Origin of the sequence: Methylobacterium sp. J-076 (assembly GCF_022829405.1) — a bacterium.
In the GTDB taxonomy this organism is placed as follows: domain Bacteria; phylum Pseudomonadota; class Alphaproteobacteria; order Rhizobiales; family Beijerinckiaceae; genus Methylobacterium.
This window is the reverse complement of sequence record NZ_JAKSXW010000140.1, coordinates 25728-40861: the sequence shown is the minus strand read 5'-3', so window position 1 is coordinate 40861 and position 15134 is coordinate 25728. Positions and strand designations below refer to the sequence as shown.

Sequence of the window (15134 nt, the reverse complement as noted above, 5' to 3'; positions counted from 1 at the left end):
ACGCGGCCCGATCCGACCGGGCCGGTGCGACACCCTCGTGGTCCGAGGCGAAGGGGGCACACCTCCATGCCGACAGCACGCCCGTTCAGGCTCCCGATCGACCCCTGGCCCCAGGCCTCCCTCGGGGAGCGCACCGCGGTCGGCTCCGTGCTGGTCCTCCTGCTGGCGCTGCCCTGCGTCGCGGCGGCGCTCGTCCTGGCCCTGGCCGTGATCCTCGTGCAGCACGCCTACCGGTCCTACGACCTCGGCACCGCCCTGCGTGCGGGGTTCGACCGCCGGGCGCTGCCATGGGGGCGGGGCGCCAAGCCGCTGTGGATCGGCCGCCGCTGAGCCGGACCCTTTCCGGATCACGCCAGATTTGACCTCGGCGCCGCGCCTGGGTCAGTCATGGCGGGAGGCCGGAGACCACCATGTTCCGTTCGTTGATGACCGCGCGACGTTTCGCGCCGCTGTTCTGGTGCCAGTTCTTCTCGGCCTTCAACGACAATTTTTTGAAGAACGCCCTGGCTTTCCTGATCCTCTTCGGGATCGGCGGCGAGGCGGGGGCGGGTGATGGGGGCCACGGGGGCGTGCTCGTCACCCTGGCGAGCGCCGTGTTCATCGGCCCGTTCTTCATCCTCTCCGGCCTCGGCGGCCAATGGGCCGACCGCTACGACAAGGCGCTGATGGCCCGGCGGCTGAAGTTCGCCGAGATCTTCGCCGCGGCCTGCGCCGTCGCCGGCTTCCTGCTCCACTCGATCCCGGTGCTGTTCGTGGCGCTCGGCCTGTTCGGGACGATCGCGGCCCTGTTCGGCCCGATCAAGTACGGCATCCTGCCCGACCACCTCCGGCGGGAGGAGCTTCCCGCCGGCAACGCCCTCGTGGAGGCCGCGACCTTCCTCGCCATCCTGCTCGGCACCATCGCCGCGGGGACCGCTTCGGCCATGGGCGGCTCGGGGCTGCTGTTCGGCACGCTGGTGATGGCCTTCGCCGTGCTGTGCTGGCTCTCGGCGCGGATGATCCCGGAGACCGGCGAGGGCGCCCCCGACCTCAAGGTGGACGTGAACATCGCCCGCTCGACGGCCTCCCTCCTGCACGACCTGTGGATCGACACCCGGCTGTGGCGCGGCTCGCTGATCGTGAGCTGGTTCTGGCTGGTGGGGGTGGTGATCCTGTCCCTCCTGCCGGTGCTGGTGCGCCAGTCCTTCAACGGCTCCGAGACGGTCATCACCCTGCTGCTGGCGACCTTCTCCATCGGCATCGCGCTGGGCTCCGGCCTCGCCTCCTGGCTGGCCAGCGGGCGGATCGTGCTGCTGCCCACCCCCGTCGGCGCGGTGCTGATGGCCGCCTTCGGCTTCGACCTCGCCTGGACCGTGGGGCACGTCCCGCCGCCGCCCGCGGAGATGGTGGGCCCCCTGGCCTTCCTCGAGAGCGGCCACGGCCTGCGCACGGTGGTGGACTTCCTCGGCCTCGCCATGGCGGGGGGGCTCTACATCGTCCCGTCCTTCGCGGCGGTGCAGGCCTGGGCCGAGAAGGCCATGCGCGCCCGGATCATCGGTGCGGTCAACGTCATCACCGCGGCCTTCATGGTCGGCGGAACCCTGGCGCTGGCGGCGATGCAGGCGGCGGGCCTGTCGATCGCGAGCCTGTTCGCCATCGTGGCCGTGCTCAACCTCGTGGTCGGCGCCGTGGTGCTCGCGACCCTGCCGACGAGCCCGTTCCGGGACGCCCTGTCGATCCTGTTCCGGGCCTTCTACCGCCTGGAGGTGCGCGGGCTCGACAACATCGAGAAGGCCGGGCCCAACTGCATCGTGGCGCTGAACCACGTCTCGTTCCTCGATGCGCCGCTCGCCCTGTCGCTGCTGGACCAGGAGCCGGTCTTCGCCATCGACAGCGGCATCGCCCGGCGCTGGTGGGTCCGCCCCTTCCTCAGCATGACCCGGGCGATGCCCCTCGACCCGACCAAGCCGCTGGCGACCCGCACGCTCATCAATGCGGTGAAGTCGGGCGAGACGCTGATCATCTTCCCCGAGGGGCGGCTCACCGTCACCGGCAGCCTGATGAAGGTCTACGACGGCGCCGGCCTGATCGCCGACAAGTCCGGCGTGATGGTGGTGCCGGTGAAGATCGACGGGCTGGAGCAGACCGTCTTCTCGCGCCTGTCCCGGCGGCAGGTCCGCCGCCGCTGGTGGCCGAAGGTGACCGTCACCGTCATGCCGCCCCTGCGGCTGACCGTGGATCCGGCCCTGAAGGGCAAGAACCGGCGGCAGGCCGCCGGCGCGCAGCTCTACGATGCCATGTCCGAGCTGCTGTTCCGCACCTCCATCATCGACCGTGGGCTGATGGCCGCGCTGATCGATGCCGGCGAGTCCCACGGCTGGCATCGCAATGCCCTGGAGGACCCGGTCTCGGGTCGCCTCACCTACGGGCGCCTCGTGATGGCGGCCAACATCCTCGGCCGCAAGCTGATGCCGCTGGCCCCGGAGGGCGGGCGGATCGGCGTGATGCTGCCGAACGCCAACGGCACGGCGGTGACGTTCTTCGCCCTCGCCTCGGCGGGGCGGGTGCCGGCGATGATCAACTTCTCGGCGGGGGTGAAGAACGTGCTCTCGGCCTGCGCCACGGCGGAGGTCGGCACGGTGCTGACCTCCCGCGCCTTCATCGAGAAGGGACGCCTCGGCCCCCTCGCCGAGGCCATGGCCGGCGCGGTGAAGCTCGTCTACCTCGAAGACATCCGGGCCGGCATCACCCCCACCGACAAGGTCCGCGGCTTCCTGGCACCGCGGCGGCCCCTCGTGCCGCGGGTCGGCGCGGACCCCGCGGCGGTGCTGTTCACCTCCGGCAGCGAGGGCACGCCCAAGGGCGTCGTGCTCGCCAACCGCTGCATCCTCGCCAACGTGGCGCAGGTGGCGGCGCGGATCGATTTCGGCCCGATGGACAAGGTGTTCAACGTCCTGCCGGTGTTCCACGCCTTCGGCCTCACGGCGGCGCTGGTGCTGCCCCTCGTCTCGGGCGTGCCGGTCTACCTCTACCCGTCGCCGCTGCACTACCGGATCGTGCCGGAGCTGATCTACGGCACGAACAGCACCGTCCTGTTCGGGACGGACACGTTCCTCCAGGGCTACGCCCGGGCGGCGCACGCCTACGACCTGCGCTCCCTCCGCTACGTCGTGGCCGGCGCCGAGGCGATCAAGGACACGACCCGCCGGACGTGGCTGGAGAAGTTCGGCCTTCGCATCCTCGAAGGCTACGGCGTCACCGAATGCGGGCCGGTGGTGGCCCTCAACACGCCGATGTTCAACCGCTTCGGCACGGTGGGCCGCATCCTCCCCGGCATCGAGTTCCGGCTCGCCCCCGTGCCCGGCATCGAGGATGGGGGCCGCCTGTCGCTGCGGGGGCCGAACATCATGCTCGGCTACCTCAGGGCGGAGCGGCCCGGCGTGCTCGAACCGCCGCCGGAGGGCTGGCACGACACCGGGGACATCGTCGCCATCGACGGTGCGGGCTTCGTGACCATCAAGGGCCGGGCAAAGCGCTTCGCCAAGGTCGCGGGCGAGATGGTGTCGCTCGCCGCCGTGGAGGCCCTCGCCGCCGAGCTGTGGCCCGACCGCCCGAGCGCGGTGGCCGCGGTTCCCGACCCGCGCAAGGGCGAGCGTCTGGTGCTCTTCACCCAGGCCAAGGACGCCACGCGCTCCGCCTTCCAGAGCTTCGCCAAGGGCAAGGGCGCCTCGGACGTGTCCATCCCCGCCGAGGTGGTCGTGCTGGACGCGATCCCCCTGCTCGGGGCGGGCAAGGTCGATCTCGTGGCGGTGGCGAAGCTCGCCCGGGAGCGGGCCGAGGCGCAGGCCGCCTGAGCCGGGACGGTCGCGGCCGTGGCCCCCACGCGCGGAAACGGTGAGCGGGCTCGGTCCGCTTGCCTCCGGGCCTGGAACCGGCATCCTGCCCCGGGCCGGGACCGACCCGGCTTGCGGGGGTGACGGCGTGCGCGGAGGCGGGTCCCGAATCGTGCCGGCCCGGCGGTGGCTCCCGCTCCTCCTGGCCTGCGCCGCGGCCCCCCTCGCCGCCGTGGCGATCTACGCCGCCACCCTGCCGCCCCTGGACCTGAGCGCCGCCCGGGCGCGCTCGGTGGTGGTCCTCGACAGGGCGGGGGAGCTGCTGCGCCCCTTCGCCACCGCCGACGGACGCTGGCGGCTTCCCGCGACCGCCGGGGCCGTGGATCCGCGCTACCTCGCCATGCTGAAGGTCTACGAGGACCGTCGCTTCGCGCGCCATTCCGGTATCGATCCGGTCGCCGTGCTGCGGGCGGCCGTCCAGGGACTTCGCCAGGGCCGGATCGTGTCCGGCGGCTCGACCCTGTCGATGCAGGTGGCCCGCCTCGTCGAGCCGAGGGCGAAGCGCACGGCCGTGGCGAAGCTGCGCCAAGCGATCCGCGCGGTGGGCCTCGAACAGCGGCTCGGCAAGGCGCAGGTGCTCGACCTCTACCTCGCGCTCGCGCCGTTCGGCGGGTCCCTGGAAGGGGTGCGGGCGGCGAGCCTCGCCTATTTCGGGCGCGAGCCGGCCCGCCTCACCGCGGCGCAGGCGGCCCTGCTGGTCGCCCTGCCGCAATCGCCCGAGGCCCGCCGGCCGGACCGCTTCCCCGACCGGGCGCGGGCGGCCCGGGACCGGGTGATCGAGATCGCCCGGCGGCGCGGACTCCTCGGCGACGACGAGGCTCGCGAGGCGAGGGCCGAGCCGGTGCCCACGGCCCGGCGCCCATTCCCGATGCTCGCCGCGCACGCCGCCGAGGAGGCGCTGGCCGCCGAGCCGTCGCGCGAGGTGATCCGCCTCGGCCTCGACGGGCGCCTCCAGGCGAGCCTGGAGGCCCTGGCCGCCGAACGCGCCGCCGCCGCCGGCCCGGCCCTGTCGGCGGCCATCGTGGTGCTCGACAACCGCGACGGCCGCACCCTCGCCCGCGTCGGCAGCGCCGGCTACCTCGATGCGGGCCGCCGGGGCGCCATCGACATGTCCCGGGCCATCCGCTCCCCCGGCTCGGCGCTGAAGCCCTTCGTCTACGCCATGGCCTTCGAGGCCGGGCTGGCCCACCCCGAGACGCTGGTGGAGGACCGGCCCTCTCGCTTCTCGGCGAGCTACGCCCCGGAGAATTTCGACCTCACCTTCCAGGGCACCGTCACCGCGCGGCGCGCCCTGCAGCTCTCCCTCAACGTGCCCGCCGTCGCGCTCATGGAGGCGGTGGGGCCGGCGCGGTTCGTGGCCCATCTGCGCAGCGCCGGCGCGGACCTGCGCCTGCCCCGGGAGGCCGCCCCCGGCCTGCCCGTCGCCCTCGGGGGCCTCGGCCTCACCCTCACCGACCTCGCCCGCCTCTATGCCGGCCTCGCCCGCGACGGGGAGATGCCGCCCCTCGCCCCCGAAGCCGGGACCGGCCCGGCCCCGGCCGCCTCCGGCCGGCGGATCGCTGGGCCCGTCTCCGCCTGGTACGTCGCCGATATCCTGCGCGGGACACCGCCGCCGGACAACGCCCTCCCGAACCGCCTCGCCTATAAAACAGGCACCTCCTTCGGCTACCGGGACGCCTGGGCCGTGGGGTTCGACCGCCGCGTCACCATCGCGGTCTGGGTCGGCCGGCCGGACGGGGCGGCGGTGCCGGGCCTCGTGGGACGGCTCGTCGCCGCCCCCATCCTGTTCGACGCCTTCGCCCGCTACGGCGGGGAGACCGTCATCGGCCCCCGCCCGCCGGAGGCGCTGCTCGCCGCCAGCGCGGACCTGCCGCCGCCCCTGCGTCGCCTGGCGAAGGACCAGCCCGCGGAGGGGGGAGCCGGCCTGCGGATCGCCTACCCGCCGGACGGGGCGCGGGTCGATCTCGGGCTGGCCTCGCCTGCGGGGAGGGGGGCCCGACCCGAGGGGGAGGGCGTCGTCCTGAAGGCGTCCGGCGGTGTGCCGCCGCTGACGTGGATGATCGACGGCATGCCCGTCGCCCGCACGATCCGGCGGCAGTCGAGCTGGGTTCCGGAGGGCGCAGGCTTCGCGCGGATCTCGGTCCTCGACGCCACGGGCGCCAGCGACAGCGTCTCCGTGCGCATCGAGTGAGGCCAAGTGCTCATTCTCGAAGCACTGTTGCTGTAAACCGCGAGAACGATTTTACAAAATATCAACGTCCGCGTCGGTAAGACGATTGTGATGTTGTCGAGGCTCAAGACATTCGGCGCCGCCGCGGTGGCGCTCATGGGTTTGGCCGCCGTTGCCGGTTCGGCAGGGACGGAGGACGAATCGCGCCGCGCCACGTGGCGGGCCGACTATCGTCCGCCCGAGGCCATCCCGTTCCCCGAATCCAACCCGTATTCGCCGTCCAAGGCTGAGCTCGGCCGCAGGCTGTTCTTCGATCCCGTCCTGTCGGGGGACAACACCCGCGCCTGCGTGACCTGCCATCGGCCCGACCTCGCCTGGGGCGACGGGCGCGCCCGGGCCGCCACCCGCGGCAGCGGCGACATGGACCTGCGGACGCCCACCCTCCTCGACGTCGCGTGGCAGGACGGGCCGCTCGGCTGGGACGGCAAGTTCCGCACCCTCGAATCGGTGGCGCGGGCGCCGATCTCCGCCCCCGGCAACATGAACCTGTCGATGACGGAGGCGGTCGCACGCCTTTCCGCGGACGAGAGCTACCGCGAGGCCTTCGCCACGGCCTTCGGCGACCCCACCGTCAGCGCCGACCGGCTCGAGGCGGCGCTGGCGACGTTCCAGCGCCTGATCGTGGCCGGCAAGGCCCCGTTCGACCGCTGGATCGGCGGCGACGAGGCGGCCATTCCCGAAACCGCCAAGCGGGGCTTCGACCTATTCAACGGCCGCGCCGGCTGCGCGGGTTGCCATTCCGGCTGGACCTTCACCGACAACTCGTTCCACGACATCGGCGTCGGCCAGGGCGCCGACATCGGCCGGGGGCGGCTGATGCCGACCTCCCCCGCCCTCCGCTACGCCTTCAAGACGCCGACCCTGCGCGACGTCGACAAGCGGGCGCCCTTCATGCATGACGGCTCCGTCGCCACCCTCTCGGCGGTGATCGACCTCTACGACCGCGGCGGCATCGCGCGCCCGAGCCGTTCCCGCCAGATCAAGCCCCTGCATCTGAGCGACGGCGAGAAGGCCGACCTGCTCGCCTTCCTCTCGACCCTGACGGCCGGCGCCGACCGGGACGAGACCTCGGCGGTGTTCCCGCCGGCCGCGCCGAAGCCCTGATCCGGCACACCCCGCAGGGTTTCTCCGTCGGGCTGCCGCAGCGCCTGAAGGTCTGACGGGGAAGCCGCCCTTCCATCCCGCGGGACGAGGGCTCCGGCCGGGAGGGGGAGGCCCCACCGCGACGGGATCAGTGGAAGACCGGGAGCCCGGATCCGAGCAGGATCAGCCCCGAGACGAGGAAGACCCCGCCCGACGTCTCGAAAGCCTGCGCCCGCAGGCCGGCGGACGGTGCCTTGGCCGCCAGCGCCACACCGAGGCAGAGGCTGACGACGCTCGCCAATCCGATCATCAAAGATGTCCCCCTTACGCGACTCGGGTCGTGTTCACGCGGCCACGGGCCACGCTAACCGCCAAGCCTTAACCCAAGGCTTCCTGGGAGCGTTCCTGCGATGGTCGGGGGTGGACCGGGGCCCGCCCCGCATGGGGGCCGGGGCGTTCACCAGAATCCACAGCGTTAACCTTTTGGCCACGCCCGTTAATAAACACTTAGCGCCGGTGACCGGAATCGACTTAAATTGATTTCATAGAACGCTGCCGCTCAGGGCGAGGGTCTTATGCAGTCCCCCAGGAAATCGTTTTCTGGACCTCTCACCGCGCTGGGGCTGGCGATGGCATCGACGCCATTGTCGATCGGTGAGGCGAGCGCGCACGTGAAATGGTTCTGCGCCTACGACGTCGCCGGGCAGCCGCGGGGGCTGGAGAACGTCCTCTGCCTCGATTTCGAATGGCTGGTGGGCCTCGCGCTGCTCTGCCTGATGGTCGGCTGCCTCGCCGAGGGCACGTCCCTCGGCACGGCGCTGATGAACGCCCTCGACCGGGTGACGACGCGGATCCGCACGGACACCGAGCTTCTGGTGCGGGCCACGGTCGGGTTCTTCTTCGTGTCGCTCTGGAACCTCGGCAACGTCATCCTGACGCCGGAACTGACGACCGATGTGGCCTGGATCCCGTGGCTGCAGCTCGGCCTCGCGGGCTGTCTGATCTGGCGGCGGACCATGCCGCTCACCGGGCTTGGGATCGTGTTCCTGTTCGCCTTCGCCACCGCCCAGTACGGCGTGTTCCACCTCGCCGACTACCCGATCTTCCTCGGCGTGGCCGTGTACCTGATCCTGCGCGGCCTCGACGTCGCCCCCTTCGGCATCCGCCCCCTGGACATCGTGCGCTGGACGGCCGCCGTCACGCTGATGTGGGCCTCCGTCGAGAAGTGGGCCTACCCCCAGTGGACCGACCCGCTGATCGCCGCCAAGCCGTCGATGACCATGGGGGCGACCCCCGCGCTCTTCATGCAGGCGGCGGGCGTCGTCGAGTTCACCCTGGCCTTCGCCCTGGTCTGGACCCCCCTGGTGCGCCGCACCTCCGCCCTGATCCTGGCCGGCGTGTTCGTCTCCGCCGTGTTCGAGTTCGGCAAGATCGACGCGATCGGCCATTCCGGCATCATCGTGGTCCTGCTCGGCATCGCCGCCGACGACATGCGGGTGAAGGTCCGGGTGCGGGATACCGTGCTGGCGCCGGCCTGGTACGCGGCCTCCCTCGCGGGCTTCCTGCTGCTCTACTACCTCGGCCACGCCGCCATCTACGGCGGTCTCTCGGAACTGCCGGTGATCTGATCACACTGGGGCGGGCGCCGGGACGAGCACCCGGGCCGGGGCGAGGCGGCGGGAACGCCGCACCTGCGCCACGGGGATCGGGCGGTAGAGCTGCTTGGTCGCGTCGATCACGTGCAGGCCGGCGAAGGGCATGGCGAGGCTCGTGCCGCAGGCTTCCCAGATCGGCCCGGTCCGGAGGAGCACCCGCGAGCGCACGGGGGGCATGTACAGGGTCTCGGCCCAGCCCTCCGGCGAGAACAGGGTGTCGCGCATCAACCGCCCGAGCTGGGAGCGGCTGTAGGGCTGGCCATGCCCGAAGGGCGTCGCCTCACGCCGGGACCAGATCCCCCGCCGGTTCGGCACCACGAGCACCATCCGCCCGCCCGGCGTCAGGGTCCGCCAGACCTCTTGGAGCAGCTCCGTCGGGCTCTCCACCGATTCGAGGGCGTGGACGAGGATCACCCGGTCGATGGCCGCCTCCGGCAGGGGCATCATCGTCGGGTCGGTGAGCGCGGTGCAGGACCGCCCGCTCCCCGGCCAGTTCACCACGCCCTGCGAGGCCGGCATGAAGGCCAGCGTCCGTTCCGCGATGCAATGCACCGGGGCGAGGTAGGGCGTGGCGTAACCGATCCCCAGGACCCGCAGGCCCGAGACCGAGCCGAGGAAGGCGTGCACCGACCGGCCCACGACCCGGCGGGTCGTGGCGCCCAGCGGCGAGGCATAGAAGGCCCTCAGGCCGTTGACGTCGAGACGCATGGCCGTTCTACGCGCTGCGGGCTGAACCGCTCCCCTGGCGCGTCCCCGGCCCGGCCCAGGGCAAGCGCGCCGCATCCAGCGCCATCAATGGGTGCCGGAGGCGCTTGCGACAAGCCGTGGCGGAACCCCGACTTGCGAAACCCGGTTTTTCGCCACAGGCACGCACGGAGGGGCGACGGGTCCCGCCCGGCGGAAACGGAAGAGACGACGACGTGGAAGCTCAGGTCCGCACTTTCCTCTGCCGGTCCGACAACATCGGCGTCCTGATCCGCGACCCGGAGACCGGTGCCTGCGCCGCCATCGACGTGCCGGAGGCGGCCCCCGTCCTCAAGGCGCTCGACGAGACCGGCTGGCGCCTCACCGACATCCTCGTCACGCACCGCCACGGCGACCACATCGCCGGCATCCCCGAGGTGAAGGCCGCGACCGGCGCCCGGGTCACCGCCCCGCGCAAGGCCGGCGGCGCGATCCCCGAGGTGGATGTGAGCGTGGGGGAGGGGGACGTGGTCAGCGTCGGGTCCCTGTCCGCGGAGGTCTGGGAGACGCCGGGGCACTGCGACGACCACATCACCTACTGGTTCGCGCAGGCCGGCATCGTCTGCGCGGGCGACACGCTGTTCACCCTGGGCTGTGGCCGGGTCCTCGAAGGACCGCCGGAGACGCTCTGGCGCTCGCTCCAGCGCTTCGCGGCCCTTCCGGACGAGGCGATGGTGTTCAGCGGACACGACTACGTCTTATCCAACGGGCGCTTCGCCCTCGCCGCCGACCCCGACAACGCCGCCCTGCGCGCCCGTGTCGCGGAGGCCGAGACGGCCGCGCGGGAGGGGCGCTTCCTCATCCCGTCCAGCCTGGGGACGGAGCGAAGGACCAATCCCTTCCTCAGGAGCGGCGCGCCAGAACTGGCGCGCCGCGTGGATCTGCCAGCAGGCAGCACCCCGGAGCAGGTCTTCGTCACTTTAAGGTCGTGGAAAGATCGTTTCTGATCGTGAATTCGCGGGAAAAATTTGTTGCGTTCTCAAATCTTTTTGAACATACGACAAATAAGCGGTCATGAAGCCGCGCAAGCATGCGGGATCCCGGGGGGAAGCCGCGACGTCAACCAGAAGCGTGTGAGCGCTTCATCCGGAACGATGGGGGTCCGCCTCGCCCTACCACCTGTCCTCCTCCCGCCTCCCGCTTCCTTTTCTCAGGCCAGAGGTCGAACCGTCCAAGGATGACGAGGGTGACCTGAGGGGTACCCTTCCCGGCACCGATGGCGCTGTCCCGGCCTCCCCGCGTGAAGGCGCAGACGCTGGCGGACCCGCCAAGGCGCCGCGCGCCCCGGTTTCCGCGGATATCCGCCTCCTCGGCATCGCAACCGAGCACCTCGCCCGGCTCGGCCCCAAACGCGTGACGGTGGTCGCCGTCGCGGCGGAAGCGGGCATGACGCACGCCAACGTCTACCGCTACTTCCCCTCCAAGGATGCCCTGCTCGACGCGGTGGCGGGCCGCTGGCTGCGGGACGTGGAGACGCGGCTCGCCGGCATCGCCGACGCGCCGGATCCCGCCGACGACAAGATCGAGCGGCTGCTGGTAGCGCTGGCCGCCCTGCAGCGGGATGCCCTCGCCCACGAGCCGAACCTGTTCGCGGTCCACCTCGACGCCACGGTCGCCGCCCGGCCCATCGCCCGCCGCCACCGGGTGCGCCTGCGCAGCCTCGTGGAACGGGTGGTGGAGGAGGGAATCACCTCCGGCATCTTCTCGGCACGGGACCGGGAGCGGGCGATCGCCTACATCTTCGACGCGAGCTACCGCTTCACCCACCCCCTGGCGATCCAGCACGACGCCGACGTGCCGCGCGACCTGATCGAAGCCCGCTTCGGTGCCGTGATCCACGCCATCCAGCGCGTCCTCCGGGCCGGCATCCTCTAGCCTGGCGAACCCGGGGCCGCGTCCGCGCGGCCCCTGCCACGACGGCTTGCCCCAATCGGACCGCATCGGCCGCCGCCGTCACGGCGCGCGCCGTGAGGACCGGATGTGGCGAGTCGCGCCCCGCTTGGATGGGGCGCCGTCACCCCGCCCGATGGAGGTGGCCGGCCCTCCCACGAAAACCAAAATGACAGCCGAAAGATTCTGTCATTGCGCGTGGCCGATCACGCTGCACCGCACCTAAAACCTTCGCACCACAGCGATTTCCCCGGCGTCGTCGTTGCCGCGGCCGCCGCCCGGCACTTCGAACCGGCCATTTGGCCAAGCTGCATCGGCTTGATGGGACGGTGCTTTTCCGCCACACAGCCGCGCAGATTTTCGGACTCGACCGACCCGGCCCAACGCACGCAGGCGCAAGCCCCCCAAGGCCGGGACGCAGGGTTTCAGGAGGAGCAGAACCGACATGGCACGCAGCAAGATCGCCCTCATCGGTGCCGGCCAGATCGGCGGAACCCTGGCCCTGCTGGCCGGCCTCAAGGAACTGGGCGACATCGTGCTGTTCGACATCGTCGACGGCGTGCCCCAGGGCAAGGCGCTGGATATCGCCGAGGCCGCCCCGGTCGAGGGCTTCGACGCCAAATATGCCGGCGCGAGCGATTACTCCGCCATTGCCGGCGCCGACGTGGTGATCGTCACCGCCGGCGTGCCGCGCAAGCCCGGCATGAGCCGCGACGACCTCATCGGCATCAACCTGAAGGTCATGCAGGCGGTGGGCGAGGGCATCAAGGCGCACGCGCCGGACGCCTTCGTGATCTGCATCACCAACCCCCTCGATGCGATGGTGTGGGCCCTGCAGAAGTTCTCCGGCCTGCCGAAGAACAAGATCGTCGGCATGGCCGGCGTGCTCGACTCGGCCCGGTTCCGCCACTTCCTGGCCGAGGAGTTCAAGGTCTCGGTGGAAGACGTCACGGCCTTCGTGCTCGGCGGCCACGGCGACGACATGGTCCCGCTGGTGCGCTACTCCACCATCGCGGGCGTGCCGCTCCCCGACATGATCAAGCTCGGCTGGTCCACCCAGGAGAAGCTCGACGCGATGGTCGAGCGCACCCGCAAGGGCGGCGGCGAGATCGTCAACCTGCTCAAGACCGGCTCGGCCTTCTACGCCCCCGCCTCCTCGGCCATCGCGATGGCCGAGAGCTACCTGCGCGACAAGCGCCGCGTGCTGCCCTGCGCCGCCTACCTGGACGGCCAGTACGGCGTCAGCGGCATGTTCATCGGCGTGCCGGTGGTGATCGGCGCGGGCGGCGTGGAGAAGGTCCTCGAAGTCGAGTTCAATGCCGACGAGAAGGCGATGTTCGAGAAGTCGGTGGGCTCCGTCACCGGCCTCATCGAGGCGTGCAAGGGTGTGGACTCCAGCCTGGCGTAATTCATTCGCGACCAACGAACAGGGAGGGATGGGCGAATAGCGAATAGGGAGTAGCGAAAAGCGGGCGCCTTGGCCCCGCCGCACCGTCCCAACTCCTCGCTATGCGCTACTCCCTATTCGCTATTCGCTATTCGCCCCCCTATTCGCTCCTCTGAAAGAGGCCCCGATGAACATCCATGAATATCAGGCCAAGGCGGTTCTGAAGGAATTCGGCCTGCCGGTCTCCCGCGGCGTGGCGATCTTCGACGCCGCGGAGGCGGAAGCCGCGGCCAGGGAGCTCGGCGGCCCGGTCTGGGTCGTGAAGAGCCAGATCCATGCGGGCGGCCGCGGCAAGGGCACCTTCGTCGGCGCCCCGGCCGGCGCCAAGGGCGGCGTGCGCGTCACCAAGTCCGTGGACGAGGTGAAGCAGTATGCCGGCGAGATGCTCGGCCAGACCCTGGTGACGATCCAGACCGGCCCGGCCGGCAAGCAGGTGAACCGCCTCTACATCGAGGAAGGCGCGCAGATCGCCGCCGAGTTCTACCTGTCGATGCTGGTGGACCGTGAGACCGGCGGCGTCGCCTTCGTGGTCTCCACCGAGGGTGGCATGGACATCGAGGCGGTCGCCCACGACACGCCGGAGAAGATCCACACCATCCCGGTCGATCCGGCCACGGGCGTCATGCCCCATCACGGCCGCGCGGTCGCCAAGGCGCTGGGGCTCACCGGAGCCCAGGCCAAGGAGGCGGCCGACGTCACCGACAAGCTCTACAAGGCGTTCGTCGCCAAGGACATGAGCCTCTTGGAGATCAACCCGCTGGTCCTGACCGGCGACGGGCACCTCAAGTGCCTCGACGCGAAGATGGCCTTCGATTCGAACGCCCTCTACCGGCACCCGGACATCGTGGCGCTGCGCGACGAGACCGAGGAGGACGCCAAGGAGATCGAGGCGTCGAAGTACGACCTCGCCTACATCGCGCTCGATGGCACCATCGGCTGCATGGTCAACGGCGCGGGGCTGGCCATGGCCACCCTCGACATCATCAAGCTCTACGGCGAAAGCCCGGCCAACTTCCTCGACGTGGGCGGCGGCGCCTCGGAGGAGAAGGTGACGGCGGCGTTCAAGATCATCACCGCCGACCCGAACGTGAAGGGCATCCTCGTCAACATCTTCGGCGGGATCATGAAGTGCGACGTGATCGCCAACGGCGTGATCGCCGCGGTGAAGGCGGTGGGCCTTCAGGTCCCGCTGGTGGTGCGCCTCGAAGGCACCAACGTCGAGCAGGGCAAGGACATCATCCGCGCCTCCGGCCTCAACGTGATCCCGGCCGACGACCTGGATGACGCCGCCCAGAAGATCGTCGCCGCCGTGAAGGGAGCCTGATCATGTCGGTGATGATCGACGCGAACACCAAGGTCATCTGCCAGGGATTCACCGGCAAGAACGGGACCTTCCACTCCGAGCAGGCCCTCGCCTACGGGACGAAGATGGTCGGCGGCACCTCCCCCGGGAAGGGCGGCTCGACCCATCTCAGCCTGCCGGTGTTCGACACCGTGGCCGAGGCGCGGGACGCCACCGGCGCGGACGCCTCCGTGGTCTACGTGCCGCCGCCCGGCGCCGCGGACGCGATCTGCGAGGCGATCTCGGCCGAGATCCCGCTGATCGTCTGCATCACCGAGGGCATCCCGGTGCTCGACATGGTGCGGGTGAAGCGAACGCTCACGGGGTCGAAGTCGCGCCTCGTCGGCCCGAACTGCCCCGGCATCGTCACGGCGGGCCAGTCGAAGATCGGCATCATGCCTGCCAACATCTTTCGGCAGGGCTCGGTCGGCATCGTCTCGCGCTCCGGCACGTTGACCTACGAGGCCGTGTTCCAGACCACCAGCGCCGGCCTCGGCCAGACCACCGCCGTCGGCATCGGCGGCGATCCGGTGAAGGGCACCGAGTTCATCGACGTGCTGGAGCTGTTCCTGGCCGACGACAAGACCGAGTCGATCGTGATGATCGGCGAGATCGGTGGTTCGGCCGAGGAAGAGGCGGCGCAGTTCCTCCGCGACGAGGCCAAGCGCGGCCGCAGCAAGCCGATGGTGGGCTTCATCGCCGGCCGCACGGCGCCTCCGGGCCGCCGCATGGGCCATGCCGGCGCCATCATCTCCGGCGGCAAGGGCGGGGCCGAGGACAAGATCGCGGCGATGGAGGCGGCGGGCATCCGCGTCTCCCCGTCGCCGGCCCGCCTCGGCTCGACCCTGGTCGAGGTGCTGAAAGGCTGAGC

12 protein-coding genes are annotated in these 15134 nt (G+C 70.9%); 10 read left to right on the top strand and 2 right to left on the bottom strand.

The annotated features are described in order from the left end of the window. Window positions 1–66: 66 nt before the first annotated feature. The 4 genes from MKK53_RS18455 to MKK53_RS18440 all read left to right on the top strand — a co-directional run bounded on the left by MKK53_RS18455 (window position 67) and on the right by MKK53_RS18440 (window position 7206). On the top strand, window positions 67–330 hold the full coding sequence (locus tag MKK53_RS18455; protein WP_243930167.1) for a hypothetical protein: 264 nt from the start codon (window positions 67–69) through the stop codon (window positions 328–330). Between the two features lie 80 nt (window positions 331–410). After that, on the top strand, window positions 411–3833 hold the full coding sequence (locus MKK53_RS18450; protein WP_243930166.1) for an acyl-[ACP]--phospholipid O-acyltransferase: 3423 nt from the start codon (window positions 411–413) through the stop codon (window positions 3831–3833). 85 nt (window positions 3834–3918) lie between these two features. Beyond that, the gene (gene pbpC, locus MKK53_RS18445) at window positions 3919–6063 is read left to right on the top strand and encodes a penicillin-binding protein 1C (RefSeq protein ID WP_409564364.1); all 2145 of its coding nucleotides are present in this window, start codon (window positions 3919–3921) and stop codon (window positions 6061–6063) included. Window positions 6064–6153: 90 nt separating this feature from the next. Further along, window positions 6154–7206 carry a cytochrome-c peroxidase gene (locus MKK53_RS18440; RefSeq protein ID WP_243930165.1) on the top strand — a complete coding sequence of 351 codons (1053 nt, stop codon included), beginning with the start codon at window positions 6154–6156 and terminating at the stop codon, window positions 7204–7206. Window positions 7207–7333: 127 nt separating this feature from the next. On the opposite strand, the gene MKK53_RS18435 is transcribed toward MKK53_RS18440, so the two are convergent. After that, window positions 7334–7495 (bottom strand): hypothetical protein, encoded by a 162-nt coding sequence (locus MKK53_RS18435; protein ID WP_243930164.1) that lies wholly within the window; start codon window positions 7493–7495, stop codon window positions 7334–7336. Window positions 7496–7814: 319 nt separating this feature from the next. On the opposite strand from MKK53_RS18435, the gene MKK53_RS18430 reads away from it, so the two are divergent. After that, window positions 7815–8813, top strand: coding sequence for a hypothetical protein (locus tag MKK53_RS18430; protein WP_243930163.1), 999 nt, complete (start codon window positions 7815–7817; stop codon window positions 8811–8813). Here MKK53_RS18430 and MKK53_RS18425 read toward each other — a convergent pair whose 3' ends face one another. Beyond that, window positions 8814–9548, bottom strand: a complete 735-nt coding sequence (locus MKK53_RS18425; protein ID WP_243930162.1) for a class I SAM-dependent methyltransferase — start codon at window positions 9546–9548, stop codon at window positions 8814–8816. A gap of 212 nt (window positions 9549–9760) precedes the next feature. Here MKK53_RS18425 and gloB point away from each other — a divergent pair, with 212 nt between their 5' ends. The 5 genes from gloB (at window position 9761) to sucD (ending at window position 15132) form a co-directional block, all read left to right on the top strand. Beyond that, the gene (gene gloB / locus MKK53_RS18420; RefSeq protein ID WP_243930161.1) at window positions 9761–10531 is read left to right on the top strand and encodes a hydroxyacylglutathione hydrolase; all 771 of its coding nucleotides are present in this window, start codon (window positions 9761–9763) and stop codon (window positions 10529–10531) included. Between the two features lie 352 nt (window positions 10532–10883). Next, window positions 10884–11459: a TetR family transcriptional regulator gene (locus tag MKK53_RS18415; RefSeq protein ID WP_313901567.1), complete on the top strand. Its 576-nt coding sequence runs from the start codon at window positions 10884–10886 to the stop codon at window positions 11457–11459. Window positions 11460–11919: 460 nt separating this feature from the next. After that, complete coding sequence (mdh, locus tag MKK53_RS18410) at window positions 11920–12882, top strand: malate dehydrogenase (protein ID WP_243930159.1); 963 nt, start codon at window positions 11920–11922, stop codon at window positions 12880–12882. 166 nt (window positions 12883–13048) lie between these two features. After that, window positions 13049–14245, top strand: coding sequence for an ADP-forming succinate--CoA ligase subunit beta (sucC, locus tag MKK53_RS18405; protein WP_243930158.1), 1197 nt, complete (start codon window positions 13049–13051; stop codon window positions 14243–14245). A gap of 2 nt (window positions 14246–14247) precedes the next feature. Further along, window positions 14248–15132 (top strand): succinate--CoA ligase subunit alpha, encoded by an 885-nt coding sequence (sucD, locus tag MKK53_RS18400; protein WP_243930157.1) that lies wholly within the window; start codon window positions 14248–14250, stop codon window positions 15130–15132. Window positions 15133–15134: the final 2 nt, after the last annotated feature.

Coding starts and splice junctions, on each gene's coding strand:
- MKK53_RS18425 (WP_243930162.1), bottom strand. CDS start 9,548: ATGCGTCTCGACGTCAACGGCCTGAGGGCCTTCTATGCCTCGCCGCTG.
- MKK53_RS18450 (WP_243930166.1), top strand. CDS start 411: ATGTTCCGTTCGTTGATGACCGCGCGACGTTTCGCGCCGCTGTTCTGG.
- MKK53_RS18440 (WP_243930165.1), top strand. CDS start 6,154: ATGTTGTCGAGGCTCAAGACATTCGGCGCCGCCGCGGTGGCGCTCATG.
- sucD (WP_243930157.1), top strand. CDS start 14,248: ATGTCGGTGATGATCGACGCGAACACCAAGGTCATCTGCCAGGGATTC.
- mdh (WP_243930159.1), top strand. CDS start 11,920: ATGGCACGCAGCAAGATCGCCCTCATCGGTGCCGGCCAGATCGGCGGA.
- MKK53_RS18430 (WP_243930163.1), top strand. CDS start 7,815: ATGGCATCGACGCCATTGTCGATCGGTGAGGCGAGCGCGCACGTGAAA.
- MKK53_RS18435 (WP_243930164.1), bottom strand. CDS start 7,495: ATGATCGGATTGGCGAGCGTCGTCAGCCTCTGCCTCGGTGTGGCGCTG.
- sucC (WP_243930158.1), top strand. CDS start 13,049: ATGAACATCCATGAATATCAGGCCAAGGCGGTTCTGAAGGAATTCGGC.
- MKK53_RS18455 (WP_243930167.1), top strand. CDS start 67: ATGCCGACAGCACGCCCGTTCAGGCTCCCGATCGACCCCTGGCCCCAG.